Origin of the sequence: Paractinoplanes globisporus DSM 43857 (assembly GCF_000379645.1) — a bacterium.
In the GTDB taxonomy this organism is placed as follows: domain Bacteria; phylum Actinomycetota; class Actinomycetes; order Mycobacteriales; family Micromonosporaceae; genus Actinoplanes; species Actinoplanes globisporus.
In genome coordinates this window covers 91,107-105,108 of sequence record NZ_KB903316.1, presented here as the reverse complement: position 1 = coordinate 105,108, position 14,002 = coordinate 91,107, and the positions used below count along the sequence as shown (strand labels likewise).

The window sequence follows — 14,002 nt, the reverse complement described above, 5'->3', positions numbered from 1 at the left end:
TCCGTGTTTGTCGATGGTCATGGCAGGATGCCCGGCGTGCCTGCCCAGAATCGCCGGATTTCTGCACCCAAGCGTGGCCCCGGCCGCGTGCTGAGCCGTCCCGCGCGGACTCGTGGTGCGCGTCCGGCCGCCCTCAGCGGGCCGCACGCGATCGAACTCGCCGGGCTGCTGCACGAGTTGTCGGTGCGTCTGCTCGGCGCCGAGGGCTTCGACGCGGCGCTCGAGCGCCTGGCGTCGTTCGTCGTGGCGGCGGTGCCGGGCACGGTGCGTTGTTCGGTCGCGCTCATCGGCGAGGGCGGGCCGCTCACCTGCACCGCCTCCGGGCCGTGCGGCGAGGGCGTCGACGAGCTCCAGTACGCGTTGAGCACCGGTCCCGGCCTGGACGCGGCCCGCACCCGTGCGCTGATCACCGTCACCGACCTGGCCACCGACGACCGCTGGCCCGCGCTGGCCGAGCCGGCCCGCGCCGAGGGAGTCCGCTCGGTGGTGGCCGTGCCGCTGGACGTGCCGAGGGCCGAGGTGGGCGCGGTCAGCCTCTATCGGGACGGCTCGGGCGGCCTCGTGCCCGACCTGCTGCTGACCGCCATGGCCCTGGTCAACCAGGCCGAGGTGCTCCTCGGCGAGCTCCGCCGGCGCGACGAGACCAGCACCGACGCGGTCGTGGACCGCGCGGTCGGCGTGATCATCGCCCAGCGCGGGTGCGGCGTCCGCGAGGCCTACGACGTGCTCAGCGAGACCGCCCAGCGCCTAGGCCTCGACCGCCGCGCCGTGGCCGACCGCCTGATCGCCGCAGCCGCCCGCAACGCCTAGGCCTGACCGGGCGCCTCCGCCCGTGGCCGCCGGCAACGTCTAGACCTCACCGGGCGTCCAAACGCGGCCGCCCGTATCGCTTGGGCCTGACCGGGCGCCTCCGCCCGTGGCCGTCGGCAACGCTTAGACCTCACCGGGCGTCCGAACGCGGCCGCCCGCATCGCTTGGGTCTGACCGGGCGCCTTCGCCCGTGGCCGTCGGCAGCGCTTAGACCTCACCGGGCGTCCGAACGCGGCCGCCCGTATCGCTTGGGCCTGACTGGGCCGCCGAACGCGACCGAACGTCCCGAGCGCGGTCGAGCCGGGCCGCGGGTGCGGCCCGGCTCGGTGGGGACGGTGCTCCCGGCGTACGGGAGCAGGGGCTTGATCTTGGTCTTTAGTGGGTGGAGCCGTCCTTGCCGGCCGGGACCGGGTCGGCCTGGTCGCGCAGGGGGCCGGCGCCGACCTCGCCGGGGACGCCGTTGCTGTTCTCGGCGGCCAGGATGTCGTCGGCTCGCTGCTGCTGGGCCGAGCGCTTGGAGAGCGGGACCTCGGGCAGGAAGAAGACCACGATCAGGCCGATCACCATGACCGCGGCGGCCAGGATGAAGACGACCTGGATGCCGTCCGAGAAGCCGACCTTGAACGGGTGCGAGACGACCGACGAGAGCTTCTCGAGGAAGGACGTGTCATTCAGGGCGTTGCCGCCCTGCGCCTGCTGGAGCGTCCGCAGCTGGCTCGGGTCGGCCGCCACCGACTGCTGGAAGGCCGCCGTTCCCTGAGCCGCCCGGTAGGCCGACGCGATCTTGTCGCCGACGACGTTGAACAGCACGGACAGGAAGACTGCCGTGCCGAGCGTGCCGCCCATCGAGCGGAAGAACGTGACCGAGCTGGTGGCGACGCCGATCTCGCGCGGGTTGACCGCGTTCTGCACCGCCGTGATCATCGGCTGCATGTTGCCGCCCAGGCCGAGGCCCATCAGCACCATGATCAGCATGGTCTTCCAGAGCGGGGTGTCGGCGCCGATCATGGCGAACAGGGCCAGCGCCGCCACCATGAGGGTGCTGCCGATGATCGGGAAGATCCGATAGCGGCCGGTACGGGCGATGAGCTGGCCGGCGGCGATCGAGCCGGCCATGATGCCGATCACGAACGGGATCATCTGCAGGCCGGCCTCGGTGGCCGTGGAGCCCTTCACGATCTGCAGGTACAGCGGGACGGTCAGCAGGCCGCCGAACATGGCCATACCGATGATCGTGCTGGAGATCGAGCCGACCGCGACCGTCCTGTTCCGGAACAGGCGCAGCGGCAGCAGTGCCTCGTCGCCGTACGCCCGCTCGGCCCACAGGAACGCGGCGATGCCCAGCGCGCCGATGATGTAGCACGCGAACGCGCGCGGCGAGTCCCAGCCCCAGTCGCGGCCCTGCTCGGCCACGGTCAGCAACGGCACGAGGCCGACGATCAGGGCGACCGCGCCGGGCCAGTCGATCCGGTGGTCGGTGCGGTGGTGCGGGAGGTGCAGCACGCGGGCCACCACGGCCATCGCGGCGATGCCGACCGGCACGTTCAGGTAGAAGATCCAGCGCCAGCCGGTGATGCCGAGGATCGAGTCCTGGCCGGCGAAGAAGCCGCCGAGCAGCGGGCCGATGACGCTGGCGGTGCCGAACACGGCGAGGAAGAAGCCCTGGTAACGGGCTCGCTCGCGGGGCGGCACGATGTCGCCGATGATCGCCAGCGCCATCGACATCAGGCCGCCGGCGCCGATGCCCTGGATCGCGCGGAAGGCGGCCAGCTCGTACATGTTCTGCGACAGGCCGCAGAGCATCGAGCCGACGACGAAGATGCCGATCGCGAACAGGAAGAAGGGCCGCCGGCCGTAGATGTCGGACAGCTTGCCGTACAGCGGCGTGGAGATCGTCGACGTGATGAGGAACGCCGTGGTGGCCCAGGCCTGCAGGTCGAAGCCGCGCAGGTCGTCGGCGATGGTCCGGGTCGCGGTCGCCATGATCGTCTGATCCAGCGCGGCCAGGAACATGCCCATCATCAGGCCGCCGAGAACCGCGAGGATCTGGCGGTGGGTGAAGTCCGCGGAGCCGGCGGCAGGCGGCGCGGTGGTAGAGGGGTTGCTCACGCGTTCTCCCGTTGAGGTGTCTCGGCCGGAATGCGCAGGCGCGCCTCGACCGCGGTGTTGAATTCGATGAAGAGCTCGACGAACGCCTCGACGCGTTCGGCCGGCCAGCTGCCGAGCACCTCGGCGAGGAACGCCTCGCGGGCTTCGTGCAGCCGCCGGCAGGCGGACAGGCCGGCCTCGGTGATCGCCAGGCGAGAGGCACGCCCGTCCTCGGGGTCGGCCTCGCGGCGGACCAGCCCGGCCTTGACCAGCTGGGCGGCCTGGCGGCTGACCGTGGACGGGTCGGCCTGCTTGGCCTCGGCGAGATCGGTCACGCGCATCGGGCCGAGGAAGCACAGCGGGAACAGCAGCATCAACGCGGAGAATTCAGCACCCAGGTCTCCGCTGTTGAGCATGCCCTTGGCCCGCGCGCCCAGCCGGAAGAACCGCATGATCTCGTCGGCCAGCCGCGCCTCGGGTTTCGCGCTCGTGGTGACGGCGTCCGGTATGTGCACTTCTTGCCCCTGCAGGCTCGTTGGATGCATGCAGCGTACAACTTGTTGTGTGGTGAAAGCATTCACCGGTTCGGGCCACAGAACGTGACGCTCATCGCATGCGCCACACGGTGGTCGTGAGTGTCTCAGCCTCCTCGAGCGCGACGGGGACCGGCACCGTGTACTCCGCCACGGGCTCGAACAGCCGCTCTGGGAAATACCCCCGGCCGGGGTCGCCAACCAGGACCGATCGCCCTTTTTCCGCCCGCAGGCGCGCGGTCATCTGCTCGGCCACGGTCGGGGAGTAGAAGACGTCGCCGGCCAGGATCACGTCGGGGTCCTCCACGTGGTCGCTCAGCGTGACGTTGTTGGCCGTCGCGTTGCGGTGGGCGGCGGCGATCGCGTCGGGGTCGATGTCGGTGATCCCGACCGCGGCCGCGCCTGCCTTGGCCGCGGCAATCGCGGCTACTCCCGAGCCGGTGGCGAGATCCAGGACGGTCTTTCCCCGCACCTCGCCCGGATGGTCCAGCACGTATCGGGCCAGAGCCTGGCCGCCGGCCCAGACGAACGCCCAGAACGGCGGGGGCCGGTCGCTGCGGAACTCGCCGCCGGTCAGGTCGAAGAGGCCGACCGGGCCATCGACCAGATGCAGCGAGATCTCGGGGGCGAGCGGCACCGGGAGCAGCGTGGTCAGCACCCGGCGATTCTGCGCTTGCGACCGGAGCGGCGCGCGCTAAATAACCGTGACCTCCGCGGCCGTGGCCGCTACTTCCACCGCCGGACGCCGGGCGATCACGAGCTTCGCGCGGTACTCGTTGCGCAGCTCGGCGGCCCACGGCTCGTCCTCGTCGGCCAGCAGCGGGCGGGTGGCGAGGAAGGCGGCGGCCGTGAGCGGTTTCACGGCCCGATCGGCCGGGCGGCCCGCGGCGGCGGCGATCAGCTCATCGAAGCGGGCCACGTCGACCCGGACCCGCTCGGGGTCGAGCCGCAGGCGGCCGCGATGCGCGGTGATGACCGATTCGCGGGGATTGATGCCGGGCTCGAGGCGATCCCGAAGAACCGACAAGTCGGCTTCGACGGACTTCTTGGTCGTGCCGAGCACGTCGGCCAGCTCCGAGATGGACACCTCGCCACGCAGCGCGAGCAGCGCGAGCACGTGGCGTGGCCGGTCGCCACCGAAGTCGGCGCCCGAGAGGCGCACGCCCCGGGTACGAACCTCGATGCGGCCGAAGAGCTGGATGTCGAACATGAATGGAAACTCTGCGTCTGGCAAAGTTGACCGGCAAGGCCCAATGCTAGGGGTCAACTCAACCGAAAGACTGGTGATCGCGACCGCTTGGCCTCATCCTTCTGTCGGGTGTACCGGCGCAACGGATCCGGCCCGTCGCCGCGGCAGCCTGTTGGTAGGGCAAAGTTCAGGGCAGGTACTCCTTAGACTTCCGAGGTCCGTTCGGTTTGAAAGGTGGCGCATGAAACACGGCGAAGCGATCAGCGTCCTCGTCGTCGACGACCACCAGACGTTCGCCGAGCTGCTCGGGCACGCTCTGGCGGGCCAGCCCGACCTCGAGTACGTGGGGCATGCGCGCACCGGCGCGGAGGCGCTTCAGCTCTCGGCCCAGCTACGCCCCGACGTGATCCTGCTTGATCCCGATCTGTCCGATGCGGACGGTATCGCCATCGCCGAGCTGATCCGGGTGCGGCAGCCCGACACCCGTGTGGTGATCCTCACGGCCAGCGATGAGGGCGCGCTCGTCGGGCGGGCCACCGCGGCCGGCGCCGCGGGCTTCCTTTCCAAGAACGGCGCGCTCGGTGACGTTCTGAACGCACTACGCACCGCGCACGGCGGCGGCATGACGGTCTCGACCGACATCCTCGCCCGGCTGCTGCGCAGCACGTCCCCCGCGGTCGCTCCACGTAGCAGTGGACTCACCGTGCGGGAGGACGAGGTGCTGCATCTGATGGCGGCCGGTTTGGACGCTCGCGCGATCGCCCGGCGACTGGGCATCAGCCTGCACACATGCCGCGGCTACGTGAAGGCTGTGCTGGCCAAACTCGGGGCGCACAGCCAGCTCGAGGCGGTCGCGATCGCCACCCGGCGGGGGCTGATCCGGCCCGGCCGGCAGTGACGCTAAGTAGTTCTCGGCAGCACTCATCCGGAAGAACTTCAAATACGTACCTCTGGCGGGGTAGCCGGGTGGCCGGCATTGCGACAGGGGAGAACCGTGGACCGGGTAGCAGCTGACGCCGCGCCGTCCGATGTGGCGGTGACCGACTCGCGTGGGGACACGCTTTATCGCCGGCCGGTCGCTCATCCGCCGGCCGAGGCTACGACCGGTGGGTCGTGGTTCACGGAGGGTACGGAGATGCCACCGGCTTTCACACCCGCGTCCTCACCCGACGAATCGCCGGCTCCGGAGTACGGGCCGGGGACACCGCAGGGGACCGGACGGGCCTCGTTCGGATTCACCGCGGGGCCGATCTCCCCGCGCCGAGATGGGCCGCCGGAGCCTGTATCGCCCAGTTGGCCGCCGCCCGCCCGGCTCGATCCCGGCCCGTCGGAGCGGGTTTCCGGGGGCGTCGATTCGCTGCGCGGGCCGTCGGGATCGCATCGCGTCGCGGTCGATTCGCTGCGCGGCCCGTCGGGGTCGCATCGGACCGCCGTCGAATCGCCGCGCGGTTCGGTCGACTCCCTGCGCGGGCCGTCCGGCTCGCATCGTATTGCCGCCGAATCCCCGCGCGGTCCGATCGACTCCCTGCGCGGGCCGTCCGGCGAGAATCGGATCGCCGAGCGTCCCCCCGCCACCCTCCCGCCGCGGCAGTCCCGCGGCGTCACCGTCGGTATCGTCCTGCTCAGCGTGATCGTTCTCGTGCTCGGCTCGATCGCCGGTGTCGCCTACTTCTCCGGCTCCGACGACGACATCGACTCGGTGCTGCAGCTCGGCGCCGGCCAGACCGCGAACGGCCGGACGGTCAGCGCGCCGCTGGACAACCGCAGCACGGCCAGCTTCGAGCTGCTCGCCGGCGCCAACACCGTGCACGTGACGATCGGTGAGCTCGGCGACGACCTGTACCGGATCTCCACTCCGGACGATGCCGGCATCCTGCCCAACCCGACCATCCGCAACGACGCGGTGACCCTGCAGGTGACCAAGGACGGCGACGGCACCGGCGGGGAGATCGAGGTCGTGCTGGCGGCCAAGGTGCGCTGGCAGCTGCGCTTCTCCGGGTACGCCGAGAAGCAGGTGATCGACGTCAGCGGGGGCCAGGTCAGCGGCATCGAGATGGTCGCCGGCATGAAGCAGGCTCAGCTGACCCTCGCCCGCCCGATCGGCACCGTACCGCTGAAGATCAATGGCGCCGTGGACTCGCTGATCCTGAAGTCCCCGGCCGACAACCCGATCCGGATCAAGGTGGGCGGCGGGGCGCAGACGGTGATCGCCGGGTCGCGGACGCTCAAGAACGTGGCGGCCGGCTCGACGCTGACCCCGAAGGGCTGGGACACCACCAACCGCTACGACGTGACGGCCGGCGCCCGAATCACGTCGCTCACCGTGGAGAACGCGTGACCCGGGCGGTTGCCGGCTCAGGTCAGGACAGCACCCGCAGGCGGACCGTCTGCTCCATGCCGCGCAGCTGGTCGAGCACCTCGTCGCTGTAGCCGCCGCTGATGTCGGTGATCAGGTAGCCGTACTCGCCGCGGGTGCTCAGCAACTGGCCCTCCACGTTCACGTGGTGCTTGGCCAGGATGCTGTTGACGTTCGCGAGAACGCCGGGCGTGTTGATGTGGACGTGCACTATCCGGCTCATGCCGGACTGCTCGGGCAGGGCCACCCCCGGCAGGTTCACGCTCAGCGTCGTGTTGCCGTCCGCGACGAAGTGGGCCAGCTTGTTGGCCACGAAATCGCCGATGTCGGACTGCGCTTCCTCGGTCGAGCCGCCGATGTGCGGCGTGAGGATGACGTTGGGCAGGCCGCGCAGCTCGGAGACGAACTCGTCGCCGCGGCCCTTGGGCTCCTTGGGGAACACGTCCACCGCGGCACCGGCGATGTGACCGCTGCTCAGCGCGTCGCGCAGCGCCACGTGGTCGACCACGATGCCGCGCGACAGGTTGAGGAACAGCGCGCCCGGGCGCATCCGCTTGAACTGCTCGGCGCCGAAGAACCCGGCGTTGCCCGGCCGGCCGTCGACGTGCAGCGTCACGATGTCGGACGTCTCGAGCAGCTCCTCCAGCGAGGCGCAGCGATGCGCGTTGCTCAGCGCCAGCTTGTCGGCCGTGTCGTAGAAGGAGACGTGCAGGCCGAGGTTCTCGGCGAGCACCGAGAGCTGGGTGCCGATGTTGCCGTAGCCGACGATGCCCAGCCGGCGGCCGCGGATCTCGTGCGCGCCGTCGGCCGACTTGTCCCAGACGCCCTCGTGCATGAGCGCGTTCTTCTCGGTGAGGCGGCGGGTCATCGAAATGATCTCGGCGATCGCGAGCTCGACCACCGAGCGGGTGTTCGAGAAGGGCGCGTTGAAGACCGCGACACCGGCCGCGGACGCCGCGGGCAGGTCGATCTGGTCGGTGCCGATGCAGAACGCGCCGATCGCCACGAGGCTGTCGGCGGCCTCGAGCACCTTCGCCGTCACCTTGGTCTTGGAGCGGATCCCCAGCAGGTGCACGCCCGGGATGCGCTCGAGGAGCTCGGACTCGTCCAGGGCATTGCGGACGGACTCGACGTGGTATCCCTCGGCCTCGAGCCGGGACACCGCATCGCGGTGAATGCTCTCCAACAGGAGGACTCGCACCTTGGCCTGGTCGATCATCTTGTTCCGTTCCGTGTGTGTGTCTTGGCCGGTCCGGGCCGCCACGCCGAAGCCCAGAAGTCCCAGCCTAGTGCGGGGCCGGGCGCGGCCCGGCCGAGTGTGCCGGACCTCCCATCTGGTGCGACGGCCGTAACCGCCCGGTGGTGAGTACGGCTATGCGCCGTTCTCAGATCAGAGGTGCTCGCGCAGCCACGGGCGCAGGGCCTCGGCCCCGGACCGCTGGAAGGCGCGCACGGTGGGGATACCGGGCGGCGGGGGCAGGCGGCACACGTGCTCGAACATGCCGGCCACCCCGGCGATGACGTCGGTGACCACGCCCGGATCGATGCCCTCGAACACCCGGGCCGGGTCGCCGCCCTTGGTCAGCACGTCGATCCCGAGCAGCAGCCGGTCGAGCCAGGCAGGGCCGACGCAGCCCCACGGCCAGTCGATCACCACGACCCGCCCGTCCGGCCGGATCAGCAGGTTGTCGGCGCGGATGTCGCAGTGCACGAGCGTCTCGCCGGTCGCCAGCGCGGCGAGGCCCCGCTCGGCGGCGGCCCGCAGGCCGGGCAGGTGCCCGGCGATCCAGGGGTCGAGGTCGGCCGGAGGGTCGGCGGCCAGGTTGCTCCAGCCGGCGAAATCGCCGGAGATCGCGTCGAACGCGGAGGGCACGCCGGGCACGGGTGAGGGGGTGACCGCGGCGGCAAGCTCGGCGAGAGCCGTCACGGCCGCGTCGATCTCGCTCTCCACCCAGGGCGTACGCGGGTGGGTGCCGTCGATGTCCTCGAGGACCAGCACCACCCACTCGCCGTCGTCGAAGCCGCCCAGCATGCGGGGGACGGGCGCGTGCCCGGGGATCGCCGCGGTGATGTGCATCTCCTGCCGGGCGAGCTCGGCCGAGCGCTCGTTGATCGCAGGGGTGACGGCCTTGACGAAGGCGCGGCGACCGGAATCGGTCACGACCCGGTCGGCGGTGCCGGGGGAGAAGCCGCCGGCCTGCGAGTCGGCCGTCACTACGCGGCCGTCGCCGATGATCTCCTCGGCCCGGGATCGGACGGCCTCGGGCAGGTCGCGCCAGCCGATCCGGACCCTCGCCGCCTCAGTCATGCGCTCGATCGTGGCAGAGCGCCCGGCCGTCGGCACTCGAGATTTCCCCCGGCCGGTGAGTCACATTCCGGACTGCCGGGAAGATCCCCAGCACTCGCGCTGTTCGGCCGGAGGTACTACACCTGACGTACGGATCTTTTACGTCTCCGGGATGACGCCTAAATACTGAGATTTCGCGAGGCTGACCGGTGGGTCGGTGAGGCAAGCTCGAAAGCGGGGGTGTCCATGGGGTCGCTTGGTTGGGCTGTTGCTCTGTCGATCCTGTCGGCGGCGAGCTATGCCGGTGCGGCCGTCGCTCAGGAGCGGCTGGCCGAGCACCGTCATCGCGGCCTGACCCGCTGGGCCGTCGCGCTGCTGCTGACCGCGGGCGGCGTCGTTCTGCACGTCATCGCGCTCAATTTCGGCACGGTCGCCGTGGTGCAGGCCCTCGGCACGCTGACCCTGCTGTTCGCCCTGCCGATCTCCGCGCTGCGCTACCGCGAGCGGATCAGCATCCCGGCCTGGATCGACGCGGGCCTCACGGTCGCCGGCCTGGCCCTGATCATGTCGCTCTCGGTCGAGTCCACCGAGCCGGTCCTGCTCAGCGAGACCGCCGGCCGCTACGTCTCGTTCCTGACCCTGGCCGTCGTCGCCGCCCTCACCACGGTCGCCGCGGTCGCGCATTCCGCCCGCTGGCGGGCCGCGATGCTGGCCGCGGCGGCGGGGGTGGCCTTCGGCATCGGCTCGGTCCTCTCCAAGGGTCTGCTGGCGGCGTTCCTCGACGACGGGGCCGGCGCCGTCTCGCTGTTCCTCACCGGCATGGTGGTGCTGCTGTCGCTGGGCGGTTACCTGCTGAGCCAGTTCTCCTACCGCGGCGCCGGCCTGGCCACCCCGCTGGCCACGGTGAGCGTGACCAACCCGATCGTGGCCGCCATCGCCGGTGTCCTGCTCTTCGACGAGAGCTTCCGGTTCGGCGCCACCGGGCTGACCGTGGTCGCCCTGGCCGCGGTTGTGATGACCCTGGGCGTGATCGGCCTCTCCCGCCGTACCGCCGCTCCCGTTCCCGCGGCAATCGCGGACCCGGACCCTGATTTCGGCACCCGGCTGCCGGAGCTCACCGAGCACTGACTCACACGGCCCGGGGCAGCGTCACGGTCACCGTCAGGCCGCCCTCGTCGCGGGCCTCGGCCCGGACGTCGCCGCCGTGGGCGCGGGCGATGGCCCGGACGATGGACAGGCCCAGGCCGGCGCCGGGGGAGTGAGTGCGCTCGGCGTTGTGCCGGCGGAACGGCTCGAACAGGCCGGGCACCTCGTAGCGGGGGATCGCCGGGCCCGAGTTGCTCACCTCGAGCACGACCCAGCCGTCGGGGCGGGAGAACGTGTGGACGCGGATCCAGCCGTTGACCGGAATGTTGTGCCGCTCGCCGTTCTCCACCAGGTTTTGCACCAGGCGCTCAAGGAGCACGGGATTGCCGGCCACGGTCGCCTCGTACGGCTCGGCGATCACCTTGACCGTGTCGGAGACGGCCACGTGGTCGACGATGTCGGCCAGGTCGACGTACGAACGCTCGGTCACCGGGCGGTCGGACTGGGCCAGCAGCAGGAGGCCGTCGATGAGGCGGCCGTGCCGGTCGTTGATCGCCAGCAGCGTGGTGCCGAGCTGGCGTACCTCGTCCGAGGGCGACTCCGCGGCCAGCGCGACCTCCAGCAGCGTGCGGTTGAGCGTCAGCGGCGTGCGCAGCTCGTGGGAGGCGCTCGCGATGAAGCGGCGCTGGCCGTCAAAGGAATGGTCGAGGCGGTCGAGCATGACGTCGAAGGTGTCGGCCAGCTCCGTGATCTCGTCTTTCGGGCCGGTCAGGGCGATCCGCTCGTGCAGGCCGCGGTCGGCGTCGGGCGGGGCCGCGGCGATGCGGCGGGCGGTCGCGGTGATCTGGTGCAGCGGCTGGAGCATGCGGCCGGCGACCAGCCAGCCCAGCGCGATCGCGGCCGCGCTGACCACGGCCAGCGCGATGAGGCCCTGGGTGAGCAGGGTGTGCAGCGCGGTGTTCTGGGTGCCGTCGACCACCCTTTGCACGAACTTGGGCTCGGCCGCCACGCCGCCGGTGCCGAACGTGTTGTTCTCGGGGCCGGCGCCGGCGAACGACTCGCCGGCGGTCGCCATCGGGAGGCGCTGCTGCACCAGGATGTACGTGGCGCCGAGCAGCACCATGCCGGCCAGCACGAACAGGCCGCCGTAGACGAGCGTGAGCCGGGTGCGAACGGTGAGTCTCATGGGATCCGGTACCCCACTCCCGGCTCGGTGAGCACCACGGGCGGGTCGCCCAGCTTGCGGCGCAGCTTGAGGATCGTCATGCGGACGGCGTGGGTGAACGGGTCGGCGTTCTCGTCCCAGGCCTTCTCCAGCAGCGTCTCGGCGGAGACCGCGGTGCCGTCGGCGCGCAGCAGCTCGGTGAGCACGGCGAACTCCTTGCGGGAGAGCGGGACGTAGCGGCCGTCGCGGTGCACCTCGCGGCGGTGCGGATCGAGGCTGATGCCGGCCCGGCGCAGGATCGGGGGCGCCGCGGGGCGGGCGCGGCGGCCGAGGGCGGCGACCCGGGCCGACAGCTCGCGGAAGGCGAACGGTTTCGGCAGGTAGTCGTCGGCGCCGAGGGCGAGCCCGGCGACCCGGTCGTCGATGCCGGCGGCGGCCGTCAGCATCAGGACGCGTGCCTCGTGCCCGTTTTCGCCGAGATAGCGGCAAACGTCATCGCCGTGCACGGTGGGCAGATCGCGGTCGAGCACCACCACGTCGTAGTCGTTGACGTCGATGCGCTCGAGGGCGGCCCCGCCGTCGTACGCCACGTCGACCGCGTGCGCCTCGTGCCGCAGGCCCTGCGCCACCGCGTCGGCGAGCAGTGGCTCGTCCTCGACCACCAGGATCCGCATGCCCTCCATGGTGCCCCGCGCGCGTGTCACCTCGCCGTCACGTTTTTCCGTGACGGCGGGGAAACCGGTCGATCGCTGTACTTCGTCCCGTGGCGGCCGCCGGGCCGCCGCCGAGTTCCGCGGCGGTGGTCAAGCCGCCGCTGATCACGAAGGAGACGACCATGCGAACCCGAACGGTCGCGGTGCTCGCCCTGATGCTGGCCCTCGGGCCGGCCGCGTGCGCGCGTACCGGGACCAACGATCCGCAGGTGGCCAGCGCGCAGTCCGGCGGGCCCAAGGCGAGCCCGAGTGCGAGCGCGACCCCGTCGGACGACCCGGACGCCCCGTTGAAGTTCTCGCAGTGCATGCGGGAGCACGGTCTGCCGTGGTTCCCCGACCCGAGCAACGGGAAGATGTCGGTCGCGATCCCGAAGGGCACCGACCCGAAGAAGATGGAGGCGGCCCAGGAGGCGTGCAAGAAGTACCTGCCCAACGGCGGCGCGATGCGCAAGCCGAGCGCCGAGGAGCTCGAGCAGGCCCGCGCCATGGCCAAGTGCATGCGGGAGAACGGCGTCCCGAACTTCCCCGACCCGAACCCGGACGGCGGGATCGCGATCGACTCGCAGAAGCTGGGCACCGGCCCGGGCGACCCGACCTTCGACAAGGCCGAGAAGGCCTGCTCGAAGTACGCGCCGAAGGGCGAGAAGCACACCGAGCAGCACTCGGACGGCGGCGGCAGCAGCGGCAACGGTGGCACCACGAACCAGGGGCGGGTGGCATGAACAAGCGACGTACCGCCGGCGTGGTCGCCGGAGTCGTGACGGTCGGTGCGGTGGCCGCCGCGGTCACCATCTTCAACCTTCCGGACGCCGAGAGCAGCAGCAGCGGCTCGTCGAGCGGGAGCACGGTGGCGAACACGGCCGACATCGTCAAGGAGACCCTGATCGACCGGGAGAGCCACGACGGCACCCTCGGTCACGGCAGCACCACCACGCTCTCGTCCCGCGGCAGCGGCACGGTCACCTGGCTGCCGGCCACCGGCGCCACGATCGGTCGCGGCAAGGCCCTCTACAAGATCGACAACAAACCCATCGTGCTGTTGTACGGGACACTGCCCGCCTACCGGACCTTGCGGACCGGGGTCAAGGGTGACGACGTACGGCAGCTCGAGAAGAACCTCTGGGCACTCGGCTATCGCGGCTTCACGGTCGACAACAAGTACACGTCGGCCACCGCCGACGCGGTCAAGGACTGGCAGGACGACCTCGGCCTGACCGAGACCGGCGCGGTGGAGACAAGCCAGATCTGGTACGCGCCGACGTCCATCCGGGTCGACTCGATCAGCTCGGAGAACGGCGCCTCGGCCGGCGGCGAGATCCTCAAGTACACCGGCACAGCTCTGGTTGCCACCGTCGACCTGACCATGGACTCGCAGCGCCTCGCCAAGCAGGGCGCGACCGTCCAGGTCGGGATGCCCGACGGCAAGCAGGTCCCCGGCAGGATCGTCAAGGTCGGCACGACCGTGCAGGAGGGCCAGGGCGACCAGGAGGACACCACGCTGATCGAGGTGACGATCGCGTTCTCCGGCGCGCCCAAGGGCCTGGACGACGCGGCGGTCTCCGTCGGCTTCACCGCCTCCGAGCGCAAGGACGTGCTGACCGTGCCGGTCTCGGCGCTGCTCGCGCTGGCCGAGGGCGGCTACGGCGTCCAGGTGGTCGACGGCAGCACCACCAAGATCGTCGCGGTGGAGACCGGCCTTTTCGCCGACGGCAAGGTCGAGATATCGGGGGACGGCCTGACCGCCGGCATGAAGGTCGGGATGCCGGTATGAGCCA

General features: G+C 70.9%; 14 protein-coding genes. 6 read left to right on the top strand and 8 right to left on the bottom strand.

Annotated features, from left to right (window positions below; all coding sequences use genetic code 11):
- Window positions 1-36: 36 nt before the first annotated feature.
- A complete protein-coding gene (locus tag A3CQ_RS0129805) occupies window positions 37-810 on the top strand; it encodes a GAF and ANTAR domain-containing protein (protein WP_245577370.1) in 774 nt (257 codons plus the stop codon).
- Between the two features lie 375 nt (window positions 811-1,185).
- On the opposite strand, the gene A3CQ_RS54520 is transcribed toward A3CQ_RS0129805, so the two are convergent.
- The 4 genes from A3CQ_RS54520 to A3CQ_RS0129785 all read right to left on the bottom strand — a co-directional run bounded on the left by A3CQ_RS54520 (window position 1,186) and on the right by A3CQ_RS0129785 (window position 4,641).
- Complete coding sequence (locus A3CQ_RS54520; protein ID WP_020514614.1) at window positions 1,186-2,919, bottom strand: MDR family MFS transporter; 1,734 nt, start codon at window positions 2,917-2,919, stop codon at window positions 1,186-1,188.
- Entirely contained in the window at window positions 2,916-3,443 is a 528-nt protein-coding gene (locus tag A3CQ_RS0129795) for a MarR family winged helix-turn-helix transcriptional regulator (protein ID WP_157296510.1), read from the bottom strand. The genes A3CQ_RS54520 and A3CQ_RS0129795 overlap by 4 nt, the downstream gene beginning before the upstream one ends.
- 61 nt (window positions 3,444-3,504) lie before the next feature.
- The gene (locus tag A3CQ_RS0129790) at window positions 3,505-4,089 is read right to left on the bottom strand and encodes a class I SAM-dependent methyltransferase (protein ID WP_020514612.1); all 585 of its coding nucleotides are present in this window, start codon (window positions 4,087-4,089) and stop codon (window positions 3,505-3,507) included.
- Window positions 4,090-4,125: 36 nt separating this feature from the next.
- Window positions 4,126-4,641 carry an AfsR/SARP family transcriptional regulator gene (locus A3CQ_RS0129785; protein ID WP_020514611.1) on the bottom strand — a complete coding sequence of 172 codons (516 nt, stop codon included), beginning with the start codon at window positions 4,639-4,641 and terminating at the stop codon, window positions 4,126-4,128.
- 220 nt (window positions 4,642-4,861) lie between these two features.
- On the opposite strand from A3CQ_RS0129785, the gene A3CQ_RS0129780 reads away from it, so the two are divergent.
- Both A3CQ_RS0129780 and A3CQ_RS61140 read left to right on the top strand, forming a co-directional pair.
- Window positions 4,862-5,518: a response regulator gene (locus tag A3CQ_RS0129780; protein WP_020514610.1), complete on the top strand. Its 657-nt coding sequence runs from the start codon at window positions 4,862-4,864 to the stop codon at window positions 5,516-5,518.
- Between the two features lie 729 nt (window positions 5,519-6,247).
- On the top strand, window positions 6,248-6,958 hold the full coding sequence (locus tag A3CQ_RS61140; RefSeq protein WP_157296508.1) for a hypothetical protein: 711 nt from the start codon (window positions 6,248-6,250) through the stop codon (window positions 6,956-6,958).
- A 22-nt stretch (window positions 6,959-6,980) separates the two neighbouring features.
- Here A3CQ_RS61140 and serA read toward each other — a convergent pair whose 3' ends face one another.
- Both serA and A3CQ_RS0129765 read right to left on the bottom strand, forming a co-directional pair.
- Window positions 6,981-8,195, bottom strand: coding sequence for a phosphoglycerate dehydrogenase (gene serA, locus A3CQ_RS0129770; protein WP_020514608.1), 1,215 nt, complete (start codon window positions 8,193-8,195; stop codon window positions 6,981-6,983).
- Between the two features lie 171 nt (window positions 8,196-8,366).
- On the bottom strand, window positions 8,367-9,284 hold the full coding sequence (locus tag A3CQ_RS0129765; RefSeq protein ID WP_020514607.1) for an aminoglycoside phosphotransferase family protein: 918 nt from the start codon (window positions 9,282-9,284) through the stop codon (window positions 8,367-8,369).
- Window positions 9,285-9,509: 225 nt separating this feature from the next.
- Here A3CQ_RS0129765 and A3CQ_RS0129760 point away from each other — a divergent pair, with 225 nt between their 5' ends.
- Window positions 9,510-10,391 carry a DMT family transporter gene (locus A3CQ_RS0129760; protein WP_020514606.1) on the top strand — a complete coding sequence of 294 codons (882 nt, stop codon included), beginning with the start codon at window positions 9,510-9,512 and terminating at the stop codon, window positions 10,389-10,391.
- Window position 10,392: 1 nt separating this feature from the next.
- On the opposite strand, the gene A3CQ_RS0129755 is transcribed toward A3CQ_RS0129760, so the two are convergent.
- The gene (locus tag A3CQ_RS0129755) at window positions 10,393-11,535 is read right to left on the bottom strand and encodes a sensor histidine kinase (protein ID WP_020514605.1); all 1,143 of its coding nucleotides are present in this window, start codon (window positions 11,533-11,535) and stop codon (window positions 10,393-10,395) included.
- On the bottom strand, window positions 11,532-12,188 hold the full coding sequence (locus tag A3CQ_RS0129750) for a response regulator transcription factor (protein ID WP_020514604.1): 657 nt from the start codon (window positions 12,186-12,188) through the stop codon (window positions 11,532-11,534). The genes A3CQ_RS0129755 and A3CQ_RS0129750 overlap by 4 nt, the downstream gene beginning before the upstream one ends.
- A gap of 161 nt (window positions 12,189-12,349) precedes the next feature.
- On the opposite strand from A3CQ_RS0129750, the gene A3CQ_RS54515 reads away from it, so the two are divergent.
- Window positions 12,350-12,949 carry a hypothetical protein gene (locus tag A3CQ_RS54515; RefSeq protein WP_063713624.1) on the top strand — a complete coding sequence of 200 codons (600 nt, stop codon included), beginning with the start codon at window positions 12,350-12,352 and terminating at the stop codon, window positions 12,947-12,949.
- Window positions 12,946-13,998 (top strand): peptidoglycan-binding protein, encoded by a 1,053-nt coding sequence (locus A3CQ_RS0129740; protein WP_020514602.1) that lies wholly within the window; start codon window positions 12,946-12,948, stop codon window positions 13,996-13,998. Before A3CQ_RS54515 ends, A3CQ_RS0129740 begins: the two co-directional genes overlap by 4 nt.
- Window positions 13,999-14,002: the final 4 nt, after the last annotated feature.